This window comes from Pseudomonas sp. GW822-FHT04H02 (assembly GCF_058800645.1).
This window is the reverse complement of record NZ_JBXAMM010000002.1, coordinates 368,736-384,518: the sequence shown is the minus strand read 5'-3', so window position 1 is coordinate 384,518 and position 15,783 is coordinate 368,736. Positions and strand designations below refer to the sequence as shown.

Annotated in this window: 13 protein-coding genes; 5 read left to right on the top strand and 8 right to left on the bottom strand. The window is 62.7% G+C overall.

The window, feature by feature from the left end; translation table 11 throughout:
* Window positions 1-26: 26 nt before the first annotated feature.
* Entirely contained in the window at window positions 27-1,487 is a 1,461-nt protein-coding gene (gene mltF, locus AC1RMG_RS08460) for a membrane-bound lytic murein transglycosylase MltF (RefSeq protein WP_011059425.1), read from the top strand.
* Window positions 1,488-1,553: 66 nt separating this feature from the next.
* On the opposite strand, the gene pdxJ is transcribed toward mltF, so the two are convergent.
* From pdxJ to lptF, 8 genes are all read right to left on the bottom strand, one after another.
* Window positions 1,554-2,300, bottom strand: a complete 747-nt coding sequence (gene pdxJ, locus AC1RMG_RS08455; RefSeq protein ID WP_011059424.1) for a pyridoxine 5'-phosphate synthase — start codon at window positions 2,298-2,300, stop codon at window positions 1,554-1,556.
* 49 nt (window positions 2,301-2,349) lie between these two features.
* Window positions 2,350-3,039 (bottom strand): DNA repair protein RecO, encoded by a 690-nt coding sequence (gene recO / locus AC1RMG_RS08450; protein ID WP_011059423.1) that lies wholly within the window; start codon window positions 3,037-3,039, stop codon window positions 2,350-2,352.
* A gap of 118 nt (window positions 3,040-3,157) precedes the next feature.
* Complete coding sequence (gene era / locus AC1RMG_RS08445) at window positions 3,158-4,060, bottom strand: GTPase Era (protein WP_019094760.1); 903 nt, start codon at window positions 4,058-4,060, stop codon at window positions 3,158-3,160.
* Window positions 4,053-4,742 (bottom strand): ribonuclease III, encoded by a 690-nt coding sequence (gene rnc, locus AC1RMG_RS08440; protein ID WP_011059421.1) that lies wholly within the window; start codon window positions 4,740-4,742, stop codon window positions 4,053-4,055. The genes era and rnc overlap by 8 nt, the downstream gene beginning before the upstream one ends.
* Before the next feature lie 216 nt (window positions 4,743-4,958).
* A complete protein-coding gene (lepB, locus tag AC1RMG_RS08435; RefSeq protein ID WP_011059420.1) occupies window positions 4,959-5,813 on the bottom strand; it encodes a signal peptidase I in 855 nt (284 codons plus the stop codon).
* A 5-nt stretch (window positions 5,814-5,818) separates the two neighbouring features.
* Entirely contained in the window at window positions 5,819-7,618 is a 1,800-nt protein-coding gene (lepA, locus tag AC1RMG_RS08430; RefSeq protein WP_011059419.1) for a translation elongation factor 4, read from the bottom strand.
* Between the two features lie 168 nt (window positions 7,619-7,786).
* Entirely contained in the window at window positions 7,787-8,848 is a 1,062-nt protein-coding gene (lptG, locus tag AC1RMG_RS08425; protein ID WP_011059418.1) for an LPS export ABC transporter permease LptG, read from the bottom strand.
* Window positions 8,841-9,959, bottom strand: coding sequence for an LPS export ABC transporter permease LptF (lptF, locus tag AC1RMG_RS08420; protein ID WP_015634263.1), 1,119 nt, complete (start codon window positions 9,957-9,959; stop codon window positions 8,841-8,843). The genes lptG and lptF overlap by 8 nt, the downstream gene beginning before the upstream one ends.
* 306 nt (window positions 9,960-10,265) lie before the next feature.
* On the opposite strand from lptF, the gene AC1RMG_RS08415 reads away from it, so the two are divergent.
* The 4 genes from AC1RMG_RS08415 to AC1RMG_RS08400 all read left to right on the top strand — a co-directional run bounded on the left by AC1RMG_RS08415 (window position 10,266) and on the right by AC1RMG_RS08400 (window position 15,707).
* Window positions 10,266-11,756 (top strand): leucyl aminopeptidase, encoded by a 1,491-nt coding sequence (locus AC1RMG_RS08415; protein WP_065364580.1) that lies wholly within the window; start codon window positions 10,266-10,268, stop codon window positions 11,754-11,756.
* 60 nt (window positions 11,757-11,816) lie between these two features.
* Entirely contained in the window at window positions 11,817-12,245 is a 429-nt protein-coding gene (locus tag AC1RMG_RS08410) for a DNA polymerase III subunit chi (RefSeq protein WP_015634262.1), read from the top strand.
* A gap of 7 nt (window positions 12,246-12,252) precedes the next feature.
* Complete coding sequence (locus tag AC1RMG_RS08405) at window positions 12,253-12,741, top strand: DNA polymerase III subunit chi (RefSeq protein ID WP_493168932.1); 489 nt, start codon at window positions 12,253-12,255, stop codon at window positions 12,739-12,741.
* Window positions 12,742-12,860: 119 nt separating this feature from the next.
* Window positions 12,861-15,707 carry a valine--tRNA ligase gene (locus AC1RMG_RS08400; RefSeq protein ID WP_493168930.1) on the top strand — a complete coding sequence of 949 codons (2,847 nt, stop codon included), beginning with the start codon at window positions 12,861-12,863 and terminating at the stop codon, window positions 15,705-15,707.
* Window positions 15,708-15,783: the final 76 nt, after the last annotated feature.

Here is a 15,783-nt window from a genome sequence, read left to right as displayed (position 1 = left end):
CGTTATCCTTTGCGTATACTGCGCCAATGTTTTCCCCTATGGCTTTACGTCCGCGCTGCGCCAAGTGGCTCATCGTTACCGGACTCTTCCTGATGCTCGGCGCCTGTGTTGAGAAACCCAGCACGCTCGAGCGCGTAAAGGAGGATGGTGTGCTGCGGGTGGTCACCCGTAACAGCCCTGCCACCTACTTTCAGGATCGCAACGGTGAAACCGGCTTCGAATACGAGCTGGTGAAACGCTTTGCCGACGATCTGGGGGTGGAGCTCAAGATCGAGACCGCCGACAACCTCGACGATCTGTTCGACCAGCTGGGCCAGCCCAAGGGCCCGGTACTGGCCGCCGCCGGCCTGGTGAGCAGCGAGCAGCGCAAGCAGCAGGTGCGGTTCTCCCACCCCTATCTGGAAGTCACGCCCCAGGTCATCTATCGCAATGGCCGTTCCCGCCCCACCACCGCGCAAGACCTGGTGGGCAAGCACATCATGGTGCTCAAGGGCAGCACCCACGCCGAACAACTGGCGGAACTCAAGCTCAAGTACCCCGGCATCGAATACGAAGAGTCGGACGCCGTGGAAGTGGTGGACCTGCTGCGCATGGTGGACGAAGGGCAGATCGACCTGACCCTGGTGGACTCCAACGAACTGGCGATGAACCAGGTCTACTTCCCCAATGTGCGAGTGGCCTTTGACCTGGGCGACGCCCGCAGCCAGAGCTGGGCCGTGGCCGCAGGCGACGACAACAGCCTGCTCAACGAGATCAACAGTTTCCTCGACAAGGTCGAGAAGAACGGCACCCTGCAACGCCTGAAGGACCGCTACTACGGCCATGTGGACGTGCTCGGCTATGTCGGCGCCTACACCTTTGCCCAGCACCTGCAGCAACGCCTGCCCAAGTACGAGAAGCACTTCAAGGCGTCGGCCAAGCAGGAAAAGCTCGACTGGCGCCTGCTGGCGGCGGTGGGCTATCAGGAATCGATGTGGCAGGCCGAGGTCACCTCCAAGACCGGGGTGCGCGGGCTGATGATGCTGACCCAGAACACCGCCCAGGCCATGGGCGTTTCCAACCGCCTGGACCCCAAGCAGAGCATCAGCGGCGGGGCCAAGTACTTGGCCTATATCAAGGAACAGCTGGACGACAAGATCGAGGAACCGGACCGCACCTGGTTCGCCCTGGCCGCCTATAACGTCGGCACCGGCCACCTGGACGATGCGCGCAAGCTGGCCGAGAAAGAAGGCCTGAACCCGAACAAGTGGCTGGATGTGAAGAAGATGCTGCCGCGCCTGTCGCAGAAGCAGTGGTACAGCAAGACCCGCTACGGCTATGCCCGGGGCGGCGAGCCCGTGCATTTCGTCGCCAACATCCGTCGCTACTACGACATTCTCACCTGGGTGACCCAGCCGCAGCTGGAAGGCGACCAGGTTGCCGAAGGCAACCTGCACGTACCCGGGGTCAACAAGACCAAGCCGCCGGAAGAGAATCCGCCGCTTTAAAAGCATTCGCCGGCCAGCCGGCTCCTACGCAGGTTGTGCAGGAGCCGGCTGGCCGGCGAAGGCGATTCAGGCCTTGGCCGCAGCCGCCAGGATCAAGGCCTTCATCTCAGCCACCGCACCTTTGAAACCGACAAACAGAGCGTGTGCCACCAGGGCATGGCCGATGTTCAGCTCGTTGATGCCCTTGATCGCCGCCACCGCCTCGACGTTGTGGTAATGCAGGCCATGGCCGGCGTTGACGATCAGGCCCTGGGCCAGGCCAACAGCAACGCCGTCGACGATACGCTGCAGCTCCTCGGCCACTTCACTGGGCGTCTGGGCATCGGCATAACGCCCGGTGTGCAACTCGATGGCCGGCGCGCCGACCCGCTTGGAGGCCTCGATCTGGCGCTCGTCGGCATCGATGAAAAGGGACACTTCGGAACCGATTTTCGACAGCCGCTCTACCGCCGCCTTGATCCGCGCCTCCTGCCCCGCCACATCCAGGCCGCCTTCGGTGGTCAGCTCCTGGCGGGTTTCCGGCACCAGGCAGATATGTGCCGGACGGATACGCTCGGCAAAAGCCATCATCTCTTCGGTGACGCCCATTTCGAAGTTCATGCGGGTCTGCAGCACATCCTTGAGCAGCAGCACGTCGCGCTCCTGGATATGCCGGCGATCTTCGCGCAGGTGCACGGTGATGCCGTCGGCGCCCGCCTCTTCCGCGTCCAGCGCTGCCTTGACCGGGTCCGGGTAACGGGTGCCCCGTGCCTGGCGCAGGGTGGCAACGTGGTCGATGTTCACGCCAAGAAGAATGCGATTGCTGGTGGTCACGGAAGCGCTCCTGAATAAATGAAGATTCGGCGCACAGCATACGGGGAGACTAAGGCTTGCGAAACAACTCGCGACTGACCAGGGGCCGGCCGCCCAGGTGCACCGCCAGGGCCTGGCGCATCAGGCGCTTGGCCGCCGACAGCGCGCCGGGAGCGCTCCAGTCGGCATCGGCCATGGCCAGCAACTCGGTGCCGTTGAACAGCCCCGGCTGCAGCAGGAACACCTGCTCCAGCCCGGCATCCACCTGTAAGCGGTACAGACCGTCGGCAGCAATGGGCGCGCCATGGATGTCGCTGTCCAGGGCAAAGCCGTAACCCAGGTCATCCAGCAGGCGCCACTCAAAGGCCCGCAGCAGAGGCTCCAGGGGACGGCCTTCGGCCAGGGCCAGCAGCGTGGCAGCGTAGTGGTCGAATACCGCGGGATGGGGATCTTCTGCCGGCAGCAGGCGAATCAACAGCTCGTTCAGATAGAGGCCGCTGAACAACGCCTCGCCATTGAGCCAGGCGGCAATGCCGGCACTTTCCATGCGCCCGACGTTCTTCAGTTCGCCACGGCCGCGAAACTCGACCTCCAGGGGCACGAAGGGCCGCGCCAGGGTCCCGGCCTTGCCCCGGGCATTGCGCAGGACAGCACGCAGGCGACCTTGGGGGGTAAGAAAATCCACCAGGGCACTGCTTTCGCGGTAGGCGCGGCTGTGCAAGACGTAGGCGAGTTGGCCGACTGGGGCGTTGCTGGACATGGTTGCGGGGGATCTCAGGGGAAGAGAGGGAACCGGGTCCGGAGAAGGGGTTGCAGCTGTTCGCCGGCAAGCCGGCTCCTACAGGAAGGTGCAGGAGCCGGCTTGCCGGCGAAGTGCATCAGAGGTCGCCGTAGCCCAGCGAGCGCAGGGCGCGTTCGTCGTCGGACCAGCCGCCCTTGACCTTGACCCAGAGGTTGAGCATGACCTTGGAATCGAACAGCAGCTCCATGTCCTTGCGCGCCTCCATGCCGATGCGCTTGATCCGCTCACCCTTGTCGCCAATGATGATTTTCTTCTGGCCGTCGCGCTCGACGAGGATCAAGGCATGGATATGCAGGGTCTTGCCCTGCTGCTTGAACTCTTCGATTTCCACGGTGATCTGGTAGGGCAGCTCGGCACCGAGCTGGCGCATGATCTTTTCCCGCACCAGTTCGGCGGCGAGGAAGCGGCTGCTGCGGTCGGTGATCTGGTCTTCCGGGAAGAAGTGGTCGTTCTCCGGCAGGTGCTTGGCGATCAGGCCTTCCAGGGCTTCGAGGTTGTGCCCCTGCTGGGCGGAGACCGGCACGATCTCGGCGTTCGGCAGTTGCTCCTGCAGCCAGGTCAGGTGCGGCATCAGCTCGGCCTTGTCCTCGATGCGATCGGTCTTGTTGATCGCCAGGATTACCGGGCCCTGCACGTACTGCACACGCTCCAGTACCAGTTGGTCTTCGTCGGTCCACTTGGTGCGATCGACCACGAAGATCACCACGTCGACGTCTTTCAACGCCGCCGAAGCGGTCTTGTTCATGTAGCGGTTCAGCGCCTTCTCGTTGCTCTTGTGCATACCGGGGGTATCGACGTAGATCGCCTGGATGGCGCCTTCGGTCTTGATCCCGAGCATGTTGTGACGAGTGGTCTGGGGCTTGCGCGAGGTGATCGCCAGCTTCTGGCCGAGGATGTGGTTGAGCAGCGTCGACTTGCCCACGTTGGGGCGGCCGACGATGGCGACATAGCCACAGCGTGTTGCAGTTGAATCAGTCATGGCCATTCTCCACGCCCAGGGCAATCAGTGCTGCGGCGGCCGCTACCTGTTCGGCAATACGGCGGCTCACACCCTGACCTCGGCTTTTTTCATTCAATAAGGTGACTTCACATTCAACGAAGAATGTCCGGCAATGCGGTTCGCCCTGGATATCCACCACTTCGTAACGTGGCAATTCGCAGGCGCGGGACTGGAGGAATTCCTGCAGCCGGGTCTTGGGGTCCTTGTTGGTGTCCACCAGGGTCAGGCTCTCGAACTCCGAGGCCAGCCAGGACAGCACGCGGTCACGGGCAGTCTCCATGCCGGCGTCCAGGTAGATCGCACCAATCAGGGCCTCCAGGGCATCGGCAAGGATCGACTCACGACGGAAACCGCCGCTCTTCAATTCGCCGGAGCCCAGGCGCAGGTACTCGCCCAGGTCGAAACCACGGGCCAGCACCGCCAGTGTTTCACCTTTCACCAGACGCGCGCGCAAACGCGACAGCTGGCCTTCGCGGGCCTGGGGAAAGCGCTCGAACAGCGCCTCGCCGGCAACGAAGTTGAGAATGGCGTCACCGAGAAACTCCAGGCGTTCGTTGTTGCGCCCGGCAAAGCTGCGGTGAGTGAGGGCCAGCAGCATCAGCTCCTGGTCCTTGAAGGAATAACCGAGCTGACGCTCGAGACGGCTCAAAGAAACGCTCACGGTTTACCCACGCTGGTTTCGTTGCCGAAACTCGCCATCCCAGGGGCCGCGCACGAGGTGCGGGTGGCAATTAACGCTGTGTTCAAATTTACATCCTGAATATCGTTGACTGCATGCTTCTGGCGATAAGGCTGTTACGGGTCGCCCAAGGGCAAGGCCGTTTTATACAAGAGCCAGAAAAGCATTCGGCGCTGTGTTCAACAGCGCCGCGTGTGATTACTTGATCAGGCCAACCCGCGAGAAATTCGGCAGGTGGCTGAGTTTCGGTTCGGGCCAGCTCATCCAGACTGCGAAGGCCTTGCCGACGATATTCTTGTCGGGAACCATGCCCAGCAGGTCCTTGGGAATACTTGGATCGTCCCAGTAGCGACTGTCGTTAGAGTTGTCGCGGTTGTCGCCCATCATGAAGTAGTGCCCGGCCGGCACCACCCAGCGACCGTCCGGGGTTGCCCGGTAACGGCTCATTTCCTTGCGGATCAAGTGCTCGGCGGCGCCCAGTTTTTCCTTGTACAGCTCGGCGCTGCCCAAGGTGCCGGGTTCAGCCCCCACCAGTTGCTCCGCCACCGGCTGACCGTTGACGAACAGGTGCTTGTCGCTGGTGTAGCGCACTTCATCACCCGGCAGGCCGACCACACGCTTGATGTAGTTGACGTTCGGATCGCTTGGGTAGCGGAACACCATCACGTCGCCGCGCTGCGGATCACCGACTTCGATGACCTTCTTGTCGATCACCGGCAAGCGGATCCCGTAGGAAAACTTGTTCACCAGGATGAAGTCGCCCACATCCAGGGTCGGCTTCATCGAGCCCGATGGAATCTGGAACGGCTCCACCAGGAACGAACGCAGCACCAGGACGATGAACAGCACCGGAAAGAACGACTTGCCGTATTCAACCAGCAGCGGCTCTTTGCTCAGCTTCTCGACCACCACCCCGTCCGGCTGGCTGACGCTGCCCTGATAGTTGGCAATGGCGGCACGCCGGCGCGGTGCCAGGAACACCAGGTCGAGCAACGCCAAGAGACCGCAAACGAAGACAGCGATGACCAGCAACAGCGGGAAATTTAGTGACATAGGACCTAACTATCCAACCTGAGCACGGCAAGGAAGGCTTCTTGTGGAATTTCCACGTTGCCCACTTGCTTCATGCGTTTCTTACCGGCCTTCTGCTTTTCCAACAGCTTGCGCTTACGGCTAACGTCGCCGCCGTAGCATTTGGCCAGTACGTTCTTTCTGAGTGCCTTGACGGTTGTCCGCGCCACAATCTGCCCGCCAATGGCGGCCTGGATTGCCACGTCAAACATCTGCCGAGGAATCAGTTCTTTCATCTTTTCGGTCAGCGCACGCCCTTTGTAGTGGGCGTTGTCACGGTGCACGATCAACGCCAGGGCGTCGACCTTCTCACCGTTGATCAGCACATCCAGTTTCACCAGATTAGCCGACTGGTAACGATCGAAATGGTAATCCAGCGAAGCATAGCCGCGGCTGGTGGATTTCAGGCGGTCGAAGAAGTCCAGGACCACTTCGTTCATCGGCAGGTCGTAGGTCACCTGGACCTGGCTGCCGAGGAACAGCATGTCGTGCTGTACGCCGCGCTTCTCGATGCACAGGGTTATGACGTTGCCCAGGTGCTCTTGCGGCACAAGAATATTGGCCCGCACGATCGGCTCGCGCATGTCTTCGATCGCCGACAGATCCGGAAGCTTGGACGGGTTGTCGACGTAGATCGTTTCACCGTTCTTCAGTTGCAGCTCGAAGATTACCGTCGGTGCGGTGGTGATCAGGTCCAGGTCGTACTCGCGCTCCAGGCGCTCCTGGATGATCTCCATGTGCAGCATGCCGAGGAACCCGCAGCGGAAGCCGAAGCCCAGGGCGTCGGAGCTTTCCGGGGTGTACTGCAAGGAAGAGTCGTTGAGGGTGAGCTTCTGCAGGGCTTCGCGGAAATCCTCGAAGTCGTCGGAGCTGACCGGGAACAGGCCGGCGTAGACCTGGGGCTGGATGCGCTTGAAACCCGGCAGCACTTCAACGTCCGGGGTCGAGCTCAGGGTCAGGGTGTCACCCACGGGCGCGCCGTGAATGTCCTTGATGCCCGCGATGATGAAGCCCACTTCACCGGCCTTGAGGTCGGTGGTGGCGGTGTGTTTCGGGTTGAATACACCAACGCTGTCCACCAGGTGGATCTTGCCGGTGGACTTGACCAGGATCTTGTCGCCCTTCTTCACCCGGCCATGACGTACACGTACCAGGGACACGACGCCCAGGTAGTTGTCGAACCAGGAGTCGATGATCAGGGCTTGCAGCGGGTCTTCGATGTTGCCGGTCGGTGCCGGAATGGTGGTCACCAGGCGCTCGAGCACCTCGTCCACGCCCAGGCCGGTCTTGGCGCTGCAGGTCACGGCGTCGGTGGCATCGATACCGATGATCTTCTCGATCTCTTCCTTGACCCGCTCCGGATCGGCCTGTGGCAGGTCGATCTTGTTCAGCACCGGCATCACTTCCAGGCCTTGCTCGATGGCGGTGTAGCAGTTGGCAACCGACTGGGCTTCGACGCCCTGGCCGGCGTCCACCACCAGCAATGCACCTTCACAGGCCGCCAGGGAACGGCTGACTTCGTAGGTGAAGTCCACGTGGCCCGGGGTGTCAATGAAGTTCAGCTGGTAGGTAATGCCGTCGCGGGCCTTGTAATAGAGGGTGACGCTGTGGGCCTTGATGGTGATCCCGCGCTCACGCTCAAGGTCCATGGAGTCCAGAACCTGGGCTTCCATTTCGCGCTCGGCCAGGCCGCCGCACATCTGGATGAAGCGATCGGCCAGAGTCGACTTGCCATGGTCAATGTGGGCGATGATGGAGAAATTGCGGATATGACTCAAATCACTCACGGATGAACACTCAAAAAGGCTGCAGGCATGGCCCGCCGAAAAATAGCCGGGAATTGTACCTGATACTCGGCACAAGCGTCACGCTCGCCTGTCAGCGTTTGTCAAATGCAAAAACGCCCCGATCCAAGGACCGGGGCGTTACGTCAAGACCCTGGCAAAGCCGCGGAATCAGCCGGCCCGGCGCAACAGCCAGACGCCCGCCACCGCGCAGATACCCGCAGGCACCAGCACCGCGAACAGCGGCGAAAAGCCAAATACCAGGCTCGAAGGGCCCAGCAGATCCTGGGCGATGCGGAAGGTGAAACCCACCAGTACGCCGGTGAATACCCGCTGACCCAGGGTCACCGAACGCAGCGGACCGAAAATGAAGGAAATGGCCATCAATACCAGCGCCGCCGTCACCAGCGGCTGCAGGACCTTGACCCAGAACGCCAGCCAGTAGCGACCGTTGTTCAGGCCCTGGTCGGCCAGGTAGTGGATGTAGCCCCACAGGCCGCTGATGGACAGGGATTCCGGCGCCATCACCACAGTGCTCAGCAGTTGCGGGCTCAAGGCCACATCCCAACGTTCGCCGGGCACGCTGATGACTTCGGTATGACCGTCGCGGAAGTAGGTGGTGGTGACATCCGTCAGCTGCCAGTAGTCCTCGTGGAAACGGGCCTGGCGGGCAAAGCTCGACGACAGCATGTGGCGCTGGTCATCGAAGTGGTAGCGGGTCACGCCATAGAGCAGGCCATTGGGCTGCACTGCGTTGATATGGATGAATTCATCGCCCTGGCGGTGCCACAGGCCGTGCTTGGAACTCTGGGCATCGCCGGAACCCTGGGCCAGGGCCCGACTGGCCTGGGCCTGGGTCTCGGTGGCCGGCGCTACGTATTCGCCCACCAGCACGCCCACCAGCATCAGCACCAGCATGGGTTTCATGACCGCCCAGACAATACGGCCCACCGATACACCGGCCGCGCGCATGATGGTCAACTCGCTGTTACTGGCCAGGCTGCCAAGGCCGATCAGGCAGCCGATCAGGCCTGCCATCGGCAGCATTTCATAGACCCGACGCGGCGCAGTGAGGGCCACGTAGCTCATTACATCCACCACGGTATACGTTTCGTTGACAGCCCCCATCTCATCGATGAAGGCAAACAGCGAGGCCAGCCCGAGGATGATCCCCAGGACCGCCAGGATAGCCATGAACACACTGCTACCGATGTAGCGATCGAGCTTAACCACGAGCCATCTCCTTCACGCTGCGACGACTCGCCATTTTCAAGCGCATCGGCTCCCAATACATCAGGCCGAGGCCGATCAACAGAAACAGTAGGTGCACCCACCACAGCCCCAGGGCCGGGGAAATCTTGCCCTTCTCCAGTGCACCGCGCACGGCGATCAGGATGGTCAGGTAAGCCATGTACAGCAGGATCGCCGGAATCAGCTTGAGGAAGCGGCCCTGGCGCGGGTTGACCCGGGACAACGGCACCGCCATCAAGGTCACGATAAACACCAGCAATGGCAGGGACAGGCGCCATTGCAGCTCGGCACGGGCTCGCAGGTCATCCTTGCCGATCAGGTCGGCGGTGGGCATGGCATCGCGATCGGTGACTTCGTCGCTGACGTCCGGACGCTCCAGCAAAACACCGTAGGTGTCGTACTTGATCACCCGGTAGTTGGCCTCGCCCGGGTTGCCGTCATAGCGATAGCCGTTTTCCAGGATCAGGTAGCGATTGCCGTCGGGGCGAATGTCCTGATGGCCCTTCTCGGCCACCAGCACCGAAATGCCCTCGTCCTTTTTCTGCTGGCCCAGGCGCTTCTCGGAAATGAACACGCCGCCCAGGTTGGTTCGGTCTTCGGACAACTGCTCGGTGTAGGTGACCCGGGTACCGTCGTTGAGCGCCTGGAAGCGCCCCGCCACCAGCGTGTCGAACTCGGTCAGGGCATCCTGCTTGTTCAGCAACAGCTGGAACTGGTTGGCACCCTGGGGCGCCAGGCTCAGGCTCAGCCAGGCCACCAGCAGGGCCACCAGGGCCGCGGGGATCATGGTTATGCCCAACAGGCGCTGCTGGCTCATGCCGGTGGCCGACAGCACGGTCATCTCGCTTTCGAGATAGAGCCGGCCGTAAGCCAGGAGAATGCCGAGGAACAGCCCCAGAGGGAGGATCAGTTGCAAGAAGCCCGGCAGGCGAAACCCCATGATCAGGAACAGCGAGCCCGGATCCAGGGCCCCCGAGGCGGCTTGCGCGAGGAACTTGACGAAGCGCCCGCTCATGATGATGACCAGCAATACCGCGCTCACGGCACTCAGGGTCAGCAGGATTTCGCGGGACAGATAACGAAAGACGATCAAACCAGACACTCCAGGGTTGTCAGGCTAAGGCGGCCGAACAAGCAAACGTATCGAGCCGGCCCCAGACGCAGGGCCGCCGAAAAAAGATGGCGCATTATCCTGTGATTGCGTGCGCCTGTCACGGAGGATGCTCACCCAGCGCTCTAATGCGCCGAAACTGGCCCATGCGAGGGTTGTCAGCCGCGACCGGCGAGGTTCAAACTGGCGGCTTTGTCGTCGGCAGCATGCGGCGTCTTCTTCTATATAGATAAGCTCGGCGCAGGACAGCCTCCTGCGCTCTTTGACCATTTATTCAGGGACCCAGACATGGAACTGGTTGTAAAAAGCGTTAGCCCGGAAACGTTGAAGACCGCCACCCTGGTGGTCGCCGTCGGCGAAGGCCGCAAACTCGGCAGCGTTGCCAAGCAACTCGACGAACTCAGCGGCGGCGCCATCAGCGCCGTACTCAAGCGCGGCGACCTGGCCGGCAAGGTCGGCCAGAGCCTGCTTCTGCACGGCGTGGCCAAGCTCAAGGCCGAGCGGGTGCTGCTGGTAGGCACCGGCAAGGACGGCGAACTGGGCGACCGCCCGTTCCGCAAGATCATCAGCGGCGTGCTCACCACCCTCAAGGGCCTGGGCGGCAGCGACGCCGTGCTGGCGCTGGATGAAGTCGTGGTCAAGGGCCGCGACAGCTACGGCAAGACCCGCCTGCTGGCAGAAACCCTGGTGGACGGTGGTTATGTCTTCGACCGCTACAAGAGCCAGAAGGCAGAGCCCCGCGCCCTGAAGAAAATCACCCTGCTGACCATCAAGGCCGCCGAAGCCGAAGTCCAGCGCGGCGTGACCCATGCCCAGGCCATCGCCAACGGCATGGCCTTTACCCGCGACCTGGGCAACCTGCCGCCGAACGTCTGCCATCCGACCTTCCTCGGCGAACAGGCCAAGGCCCTGGGCAAGGAGTTCAAGGGCCTGAAGGTCGAGGTCCTCGACGAGAAGAAGATCAAGGAACTGGGCATGGGCTCGTTCTATGCCGTGGGCCAGGGCAGCGACCAGCCGCCACGCCTGATCGTCATGCAGTACAACGGCGGCAAGAAGTCCGAGAAGCCGTTCGCCCTGGTGGGCAAGGGCATCACTTTCGACACCGGCGGCATCAGCCTCAAGCCGGGCGCCGGCATGGATGAAATGAAGTACGACATGGGCGGCGCCGCCAGCGTATTCGGCACCCTGCGCGCCGTGCTGGAGCTGAAGCTGCCGATCAACCTGGTGTGCATCCTGGCCTGCGCCGAGAACATGCCCAGCGGTGGCGCCGCGCGCCCTGGCGACATCGTCACCACCATGAGCGGGCAGACCGTGGAGATCCTCAACACCGACGCCGAAGGCCGCCTGGTGCTGTGCGATGCCCTGACCTACTCCGAGCGCTTCAAGCCACAGGCCGTGATCGATATTGCCACCCTCACCGGTGCCTGCGTGGTCGCCCTGGGCGCCCATACTTCGGGCCTGCTGGGCAACAACGACGAACTGATCGGCCAACTGCTCAGCGCCGGCCAGCAAGCCGACGACCGCGCCTGGCAACTGCCGTTGTTCGACGAGTACCAGGAGCAACTGGACAGCCCGTTCGCCGACATCGCCAACATCGGCGGGCCAAAGGCCGGCACCATCACCGCCGCCTGCTTCCTCTCGCGCTTCACCAAGAACCTCAACTGGGCGCACCTGGACATCGCCGGCACTGCCTGGACCAGCGGTGGCAAGGACAAAGGCGCCACTGGCCGTCCGGTCCCCCTGCTGACCCAATACCTGCTGGACCGCGCCAAAGCCTGAAAACCATGACCGCAGGGGGCGCCGCATGAAGGCGGCGCCCTCCTCGGCTCAGGAAGCCCAATGACCAAAGTCGACTTCTATATTCTTCCCAGCGCGGACCCTGCGGCGCGCCTGGATTTTGCCTGCAAGCTCACCGACAAGGCCTGGCGCATGGGCCACCGCATCTACCTGCATTGCAGCGATGCAGAGCAACGGGACGAGCTCGATGCCCGCCTGTGGCGCTTCAAGGGCGAAACCTTCGTCCCCCACGGCCCGGCGGAAAGCGAACCCGAAAGCCTGATCGTCCTCGGCCTCGGCCAGGACCCCGGCCCCCACAATGACCTGCTGGTGAACCTGGACCTGAAAGTGCCGGCCTTCGCCCCGCGTTTTGCCCGGATTGCCGAGGTGGTGGTGGAAGACCCCGCTATTCGTCAGGCGGCCCGCGAGAGTTTCCGTTTCTATCGCGAACAGGGCTATCCTCTGCAAGATCACCGTTTACAGCGACTCTGAGCACCCGATGGACACTCCCAATCCGCTGCAAAAGCCCGCGCACCTGCTGGATGACCTCGAGTCGATCCGTAAACTGCTCGGCGATGAAAACCTGCAACCGCCACTGCTGACCGAGACCGTCAGCAGCGAAGTACAGATTCCCCTGCTGTTCGATATGGTGGGCAACCAGCAGCCGGCCGCTGCCCAAGCCGCTCCTGCCGCACCCGCCAAGGCGCAACCCGCGCCAGCCCCGGCGCAAGCCGCCGCACCCGCACCGGCTCAAGCGGCAACACCCGCTCCAGCACCTGCTGAGGCGGCCCCCGTCGCCAAGCCTGCCCCCGCCAGCAACAACGCCGATGCCTTGCTGCACCTGGACAGCGAACTGCGCGCCGCCGCACAACTGATCATGCAGGACGTGATCGACGACTTCGCGCCGCATATCGAAACCGAAATCAAGCGTCGCCTCGACGCCCGCCTGGAACGCCTGCTCGCAGCGACCACCAGCGGCAAACCATAAGCCACACGCAAAAGCCGGGCCGGGCCATCTTGTCGCTTGCCGCTGGTGGCTTGCTGCCGCCCCCCTCCGCTATACTTCCCGGCTTTTCCTGAATAAATGCCAATAGGGTCCCGCCGCGCATGGATAAGACCTACCAGCCGCACGCCATTGAAACTTCCTGGTACCAGACCTGGGAGTCCGAGAACTACTTCGCCCCGCAAGGCGCGGGCGACTCCTACACCATCATGATCCCGCCGCCGAACGTCACCGGCAGCCTGCACATGGGCCACGGCTTCAACAACGCGATCATGGACGCCCTGATCCGTTTCCGCCGCATGCAGGGTCGCAACACCCTGTGGCAGCCGGGCACCGACCACGCCGGTATCGCCACGCAAATGCTGGTGGAGCGCCAGATCGAAGCCCAGGGCCAGAATCGCCATGACCTGGGCCGGGAAAAATTCCTCGAGAAAGTCTGGGAATGGAAGGATCAGTCCGGGGGCAACATCAGCCGCCAGATCCGCCGCCTGGGCTCCTCCGTGGACTGGAGCCGCGAGCGCTTCACCATGGACGACGGCCTCTCGGAAGCGGTGAAGGAAGCCTTCGTGCGCTTGCACGAAGACGGCCTGATCTACCGCGGCAAGCGCCTGGTCAACTGGGACACCAAGCTGCACACGGCGATTTCCGACCTCGAAGTGGAAAACCACGACGAGAAGGGTTTCCTGTGGAACCTCAAGTACCCGCTGGCCGACGGCGCCAAGACAGCCGAAGGCAACGACTACCTGATCGTCGCCACCACCCGTCCGGAAACCATGCTCGGTGACTCCGCCGTCGCGGTGAACCCTGAAGACGAGCGCTACAAGGCCCTGATCGGCAAATTCGTCGAGCTACCCCTGGTGGGCCGCCGCATCCCGATCATCGCCGACGATTACTGCGACCCCGAGTTCGGCACCGGCTGCGTGAAGATCACCCCGGCCCACGACTTCAACGACTATGAAGTCGGCAAGCGCCACAACCTGCCGCTGCTCAACATCTTCGACAAGAACGCCGCCGTACTGCCGGCCTGCCAGGTGTTCAACCTGGACGGCAGCCTGAACGACAGCATCGACGGCAAGATCCCGGCCGAGTACGTGGGCCTGGACCGCTTCGAAGCACGCAAGCAGATCGTGGCCGCGTTCGACGCCGCCGGCCTGCTGGTGAGCGTCGACGACCACGCGCTGAAAGTGCCGAAGGGCGACCGTTCCGGCACCATCATCGAGCCGTGGCTGACCGACCAGTGGTATGTCTCCACCAAGCCGCTGGCAGAACCTGCCATCGCCGCTGTGGAAGACGGCCGCATCGCCTTCGTGCCCAAGCAGTACGAGAACATGTATTTCTCCTGGATGCGCGACATCCAGGACTGGTGCATCAGCCGCCAGCTGTGGTGGGGCCACCGTATTCCGGCCTGGTACGACGAGTCGGGCAAGGTCTATGTCGGCCGCGACGAAGCCGAAGTGCGCGCCAAGCACAACCTCGGTCCGGACGTTGCCCTGCAACAGGACAACGACGTGCTCGACACCTGGTTCAGTTCGGGGCTGTGGACCTTCTCCACCCTGGGCTGGCCGGAGCAGACCGACTTCCTCAAGACCTTCCACCCCACCGACGTGCTGGTCACCGGCTTCGACATCATTTTCTTCTGGGTCGCCCGGATGATCATGCTCACCATGCACCTGGTGAAGAACGAGGACGGCACGCCGCAGGTTCCGTTCAAGACCGTGTACGTGCACGGCCTGGTCCGCGATGGCCAGGGCCAGAAGATGTCCAAGTCCAAAGGCAACGTCCTCGACCCGCTGGACATCATCGACGGTATTGACCTGGAAACCCTGGTGCAGAAGCGCACCACCGGCCTGATGCAGCCCAAACTGCAGAAAGCCATCGAGAAGCAGACCCGCGCCGAATTCGCCGACGGCATCGCCAGCTACGGCACCGACGCCCTGCGCTTCACCTTCTGCTCCCTGGCCACCACTGGTCGCGACATCAAGTTCGACATGGGCCGCGTCGAGGGTTACCGCAACTTCTGCAACAAGATCTGGAACGCCGCGCGCTACGTGCTGGACAAGGGCGAGGACTGCGGCCAGAACGGCGAAGCTTACGAGCTGTCCCTGGCGGACCGCTGGATCATCTCGCAGCTGCAGCGCACTGAAGCCGAAGTCACCCGCCAACTCGACCAGTTCCGTTTCGACCTGGCCGCCCAGGCCCTGTACGAGTTCATCTGGAACCAGTACTGCGACTGGTACCTGGAGCTGTCCAAGCCCGTGCTGTGGGACGAGAACTCGCCGGTTGAACGCCAGCGCGGCACCCGTCGCACCCTGGTGCGCGTGCTGGAAGTGGCGCTGCGCCTGGCGCATCCGTTCATGCCGTTCATCACCGAGGAAATCTGGCAGCGCCTGGCGCCGTTGGCAGGCAGCACCGGCAAGACCATCATGCTGCAACCTTGGCCGGTGGCTAACGAAACCCGCATCGACCAAGGCGCCGAGGACGACATCGAATGGCTCAAGGGCCTGATGCTCGGCACGCGCAACATTCGCGCGGAAATGAACATCGGCCCGGGCAAGCCCCTGGCCCTGTTCCTGAAGAACGTCAGCGCCGAAGACCAGCGTCGCCTGACCGAGAACGAAGCCTTGCTGAAGAAGCTGGCCCGACTCGAATCCATCACTGTGTTGGCTGCCGGCGACGAAGCGCCGCTGTCCGCCACGGCGCTGGTGGGCGAGATGGAAGTGCTCGTGCCCATGGCCGGCCTGATCGACAAGGACGCCGAACTGGCGCGCCTGGACAAGGAAATCCAGCGCCTGCAAGGCGAAGTGCAACGCGTGGGCGGCAAGCTGTCCAACGCCTCCTTCGTCGACAAGGCCCCGGCCGAAGTGATCGAGAAGGAACGCGCCAAACTGGCCGAGGCCGAACAGGCCCTGGGCAAGCTGGCGGAGCAGCACGCACGGATCTCCAGCCTGTAACGGCGATTCGCGCAGTGTGAAAGAGGGAGGCCCGCAGAGGCCTCCCTTTTTTATTGGCGGCAGATCGCTTTCGCTG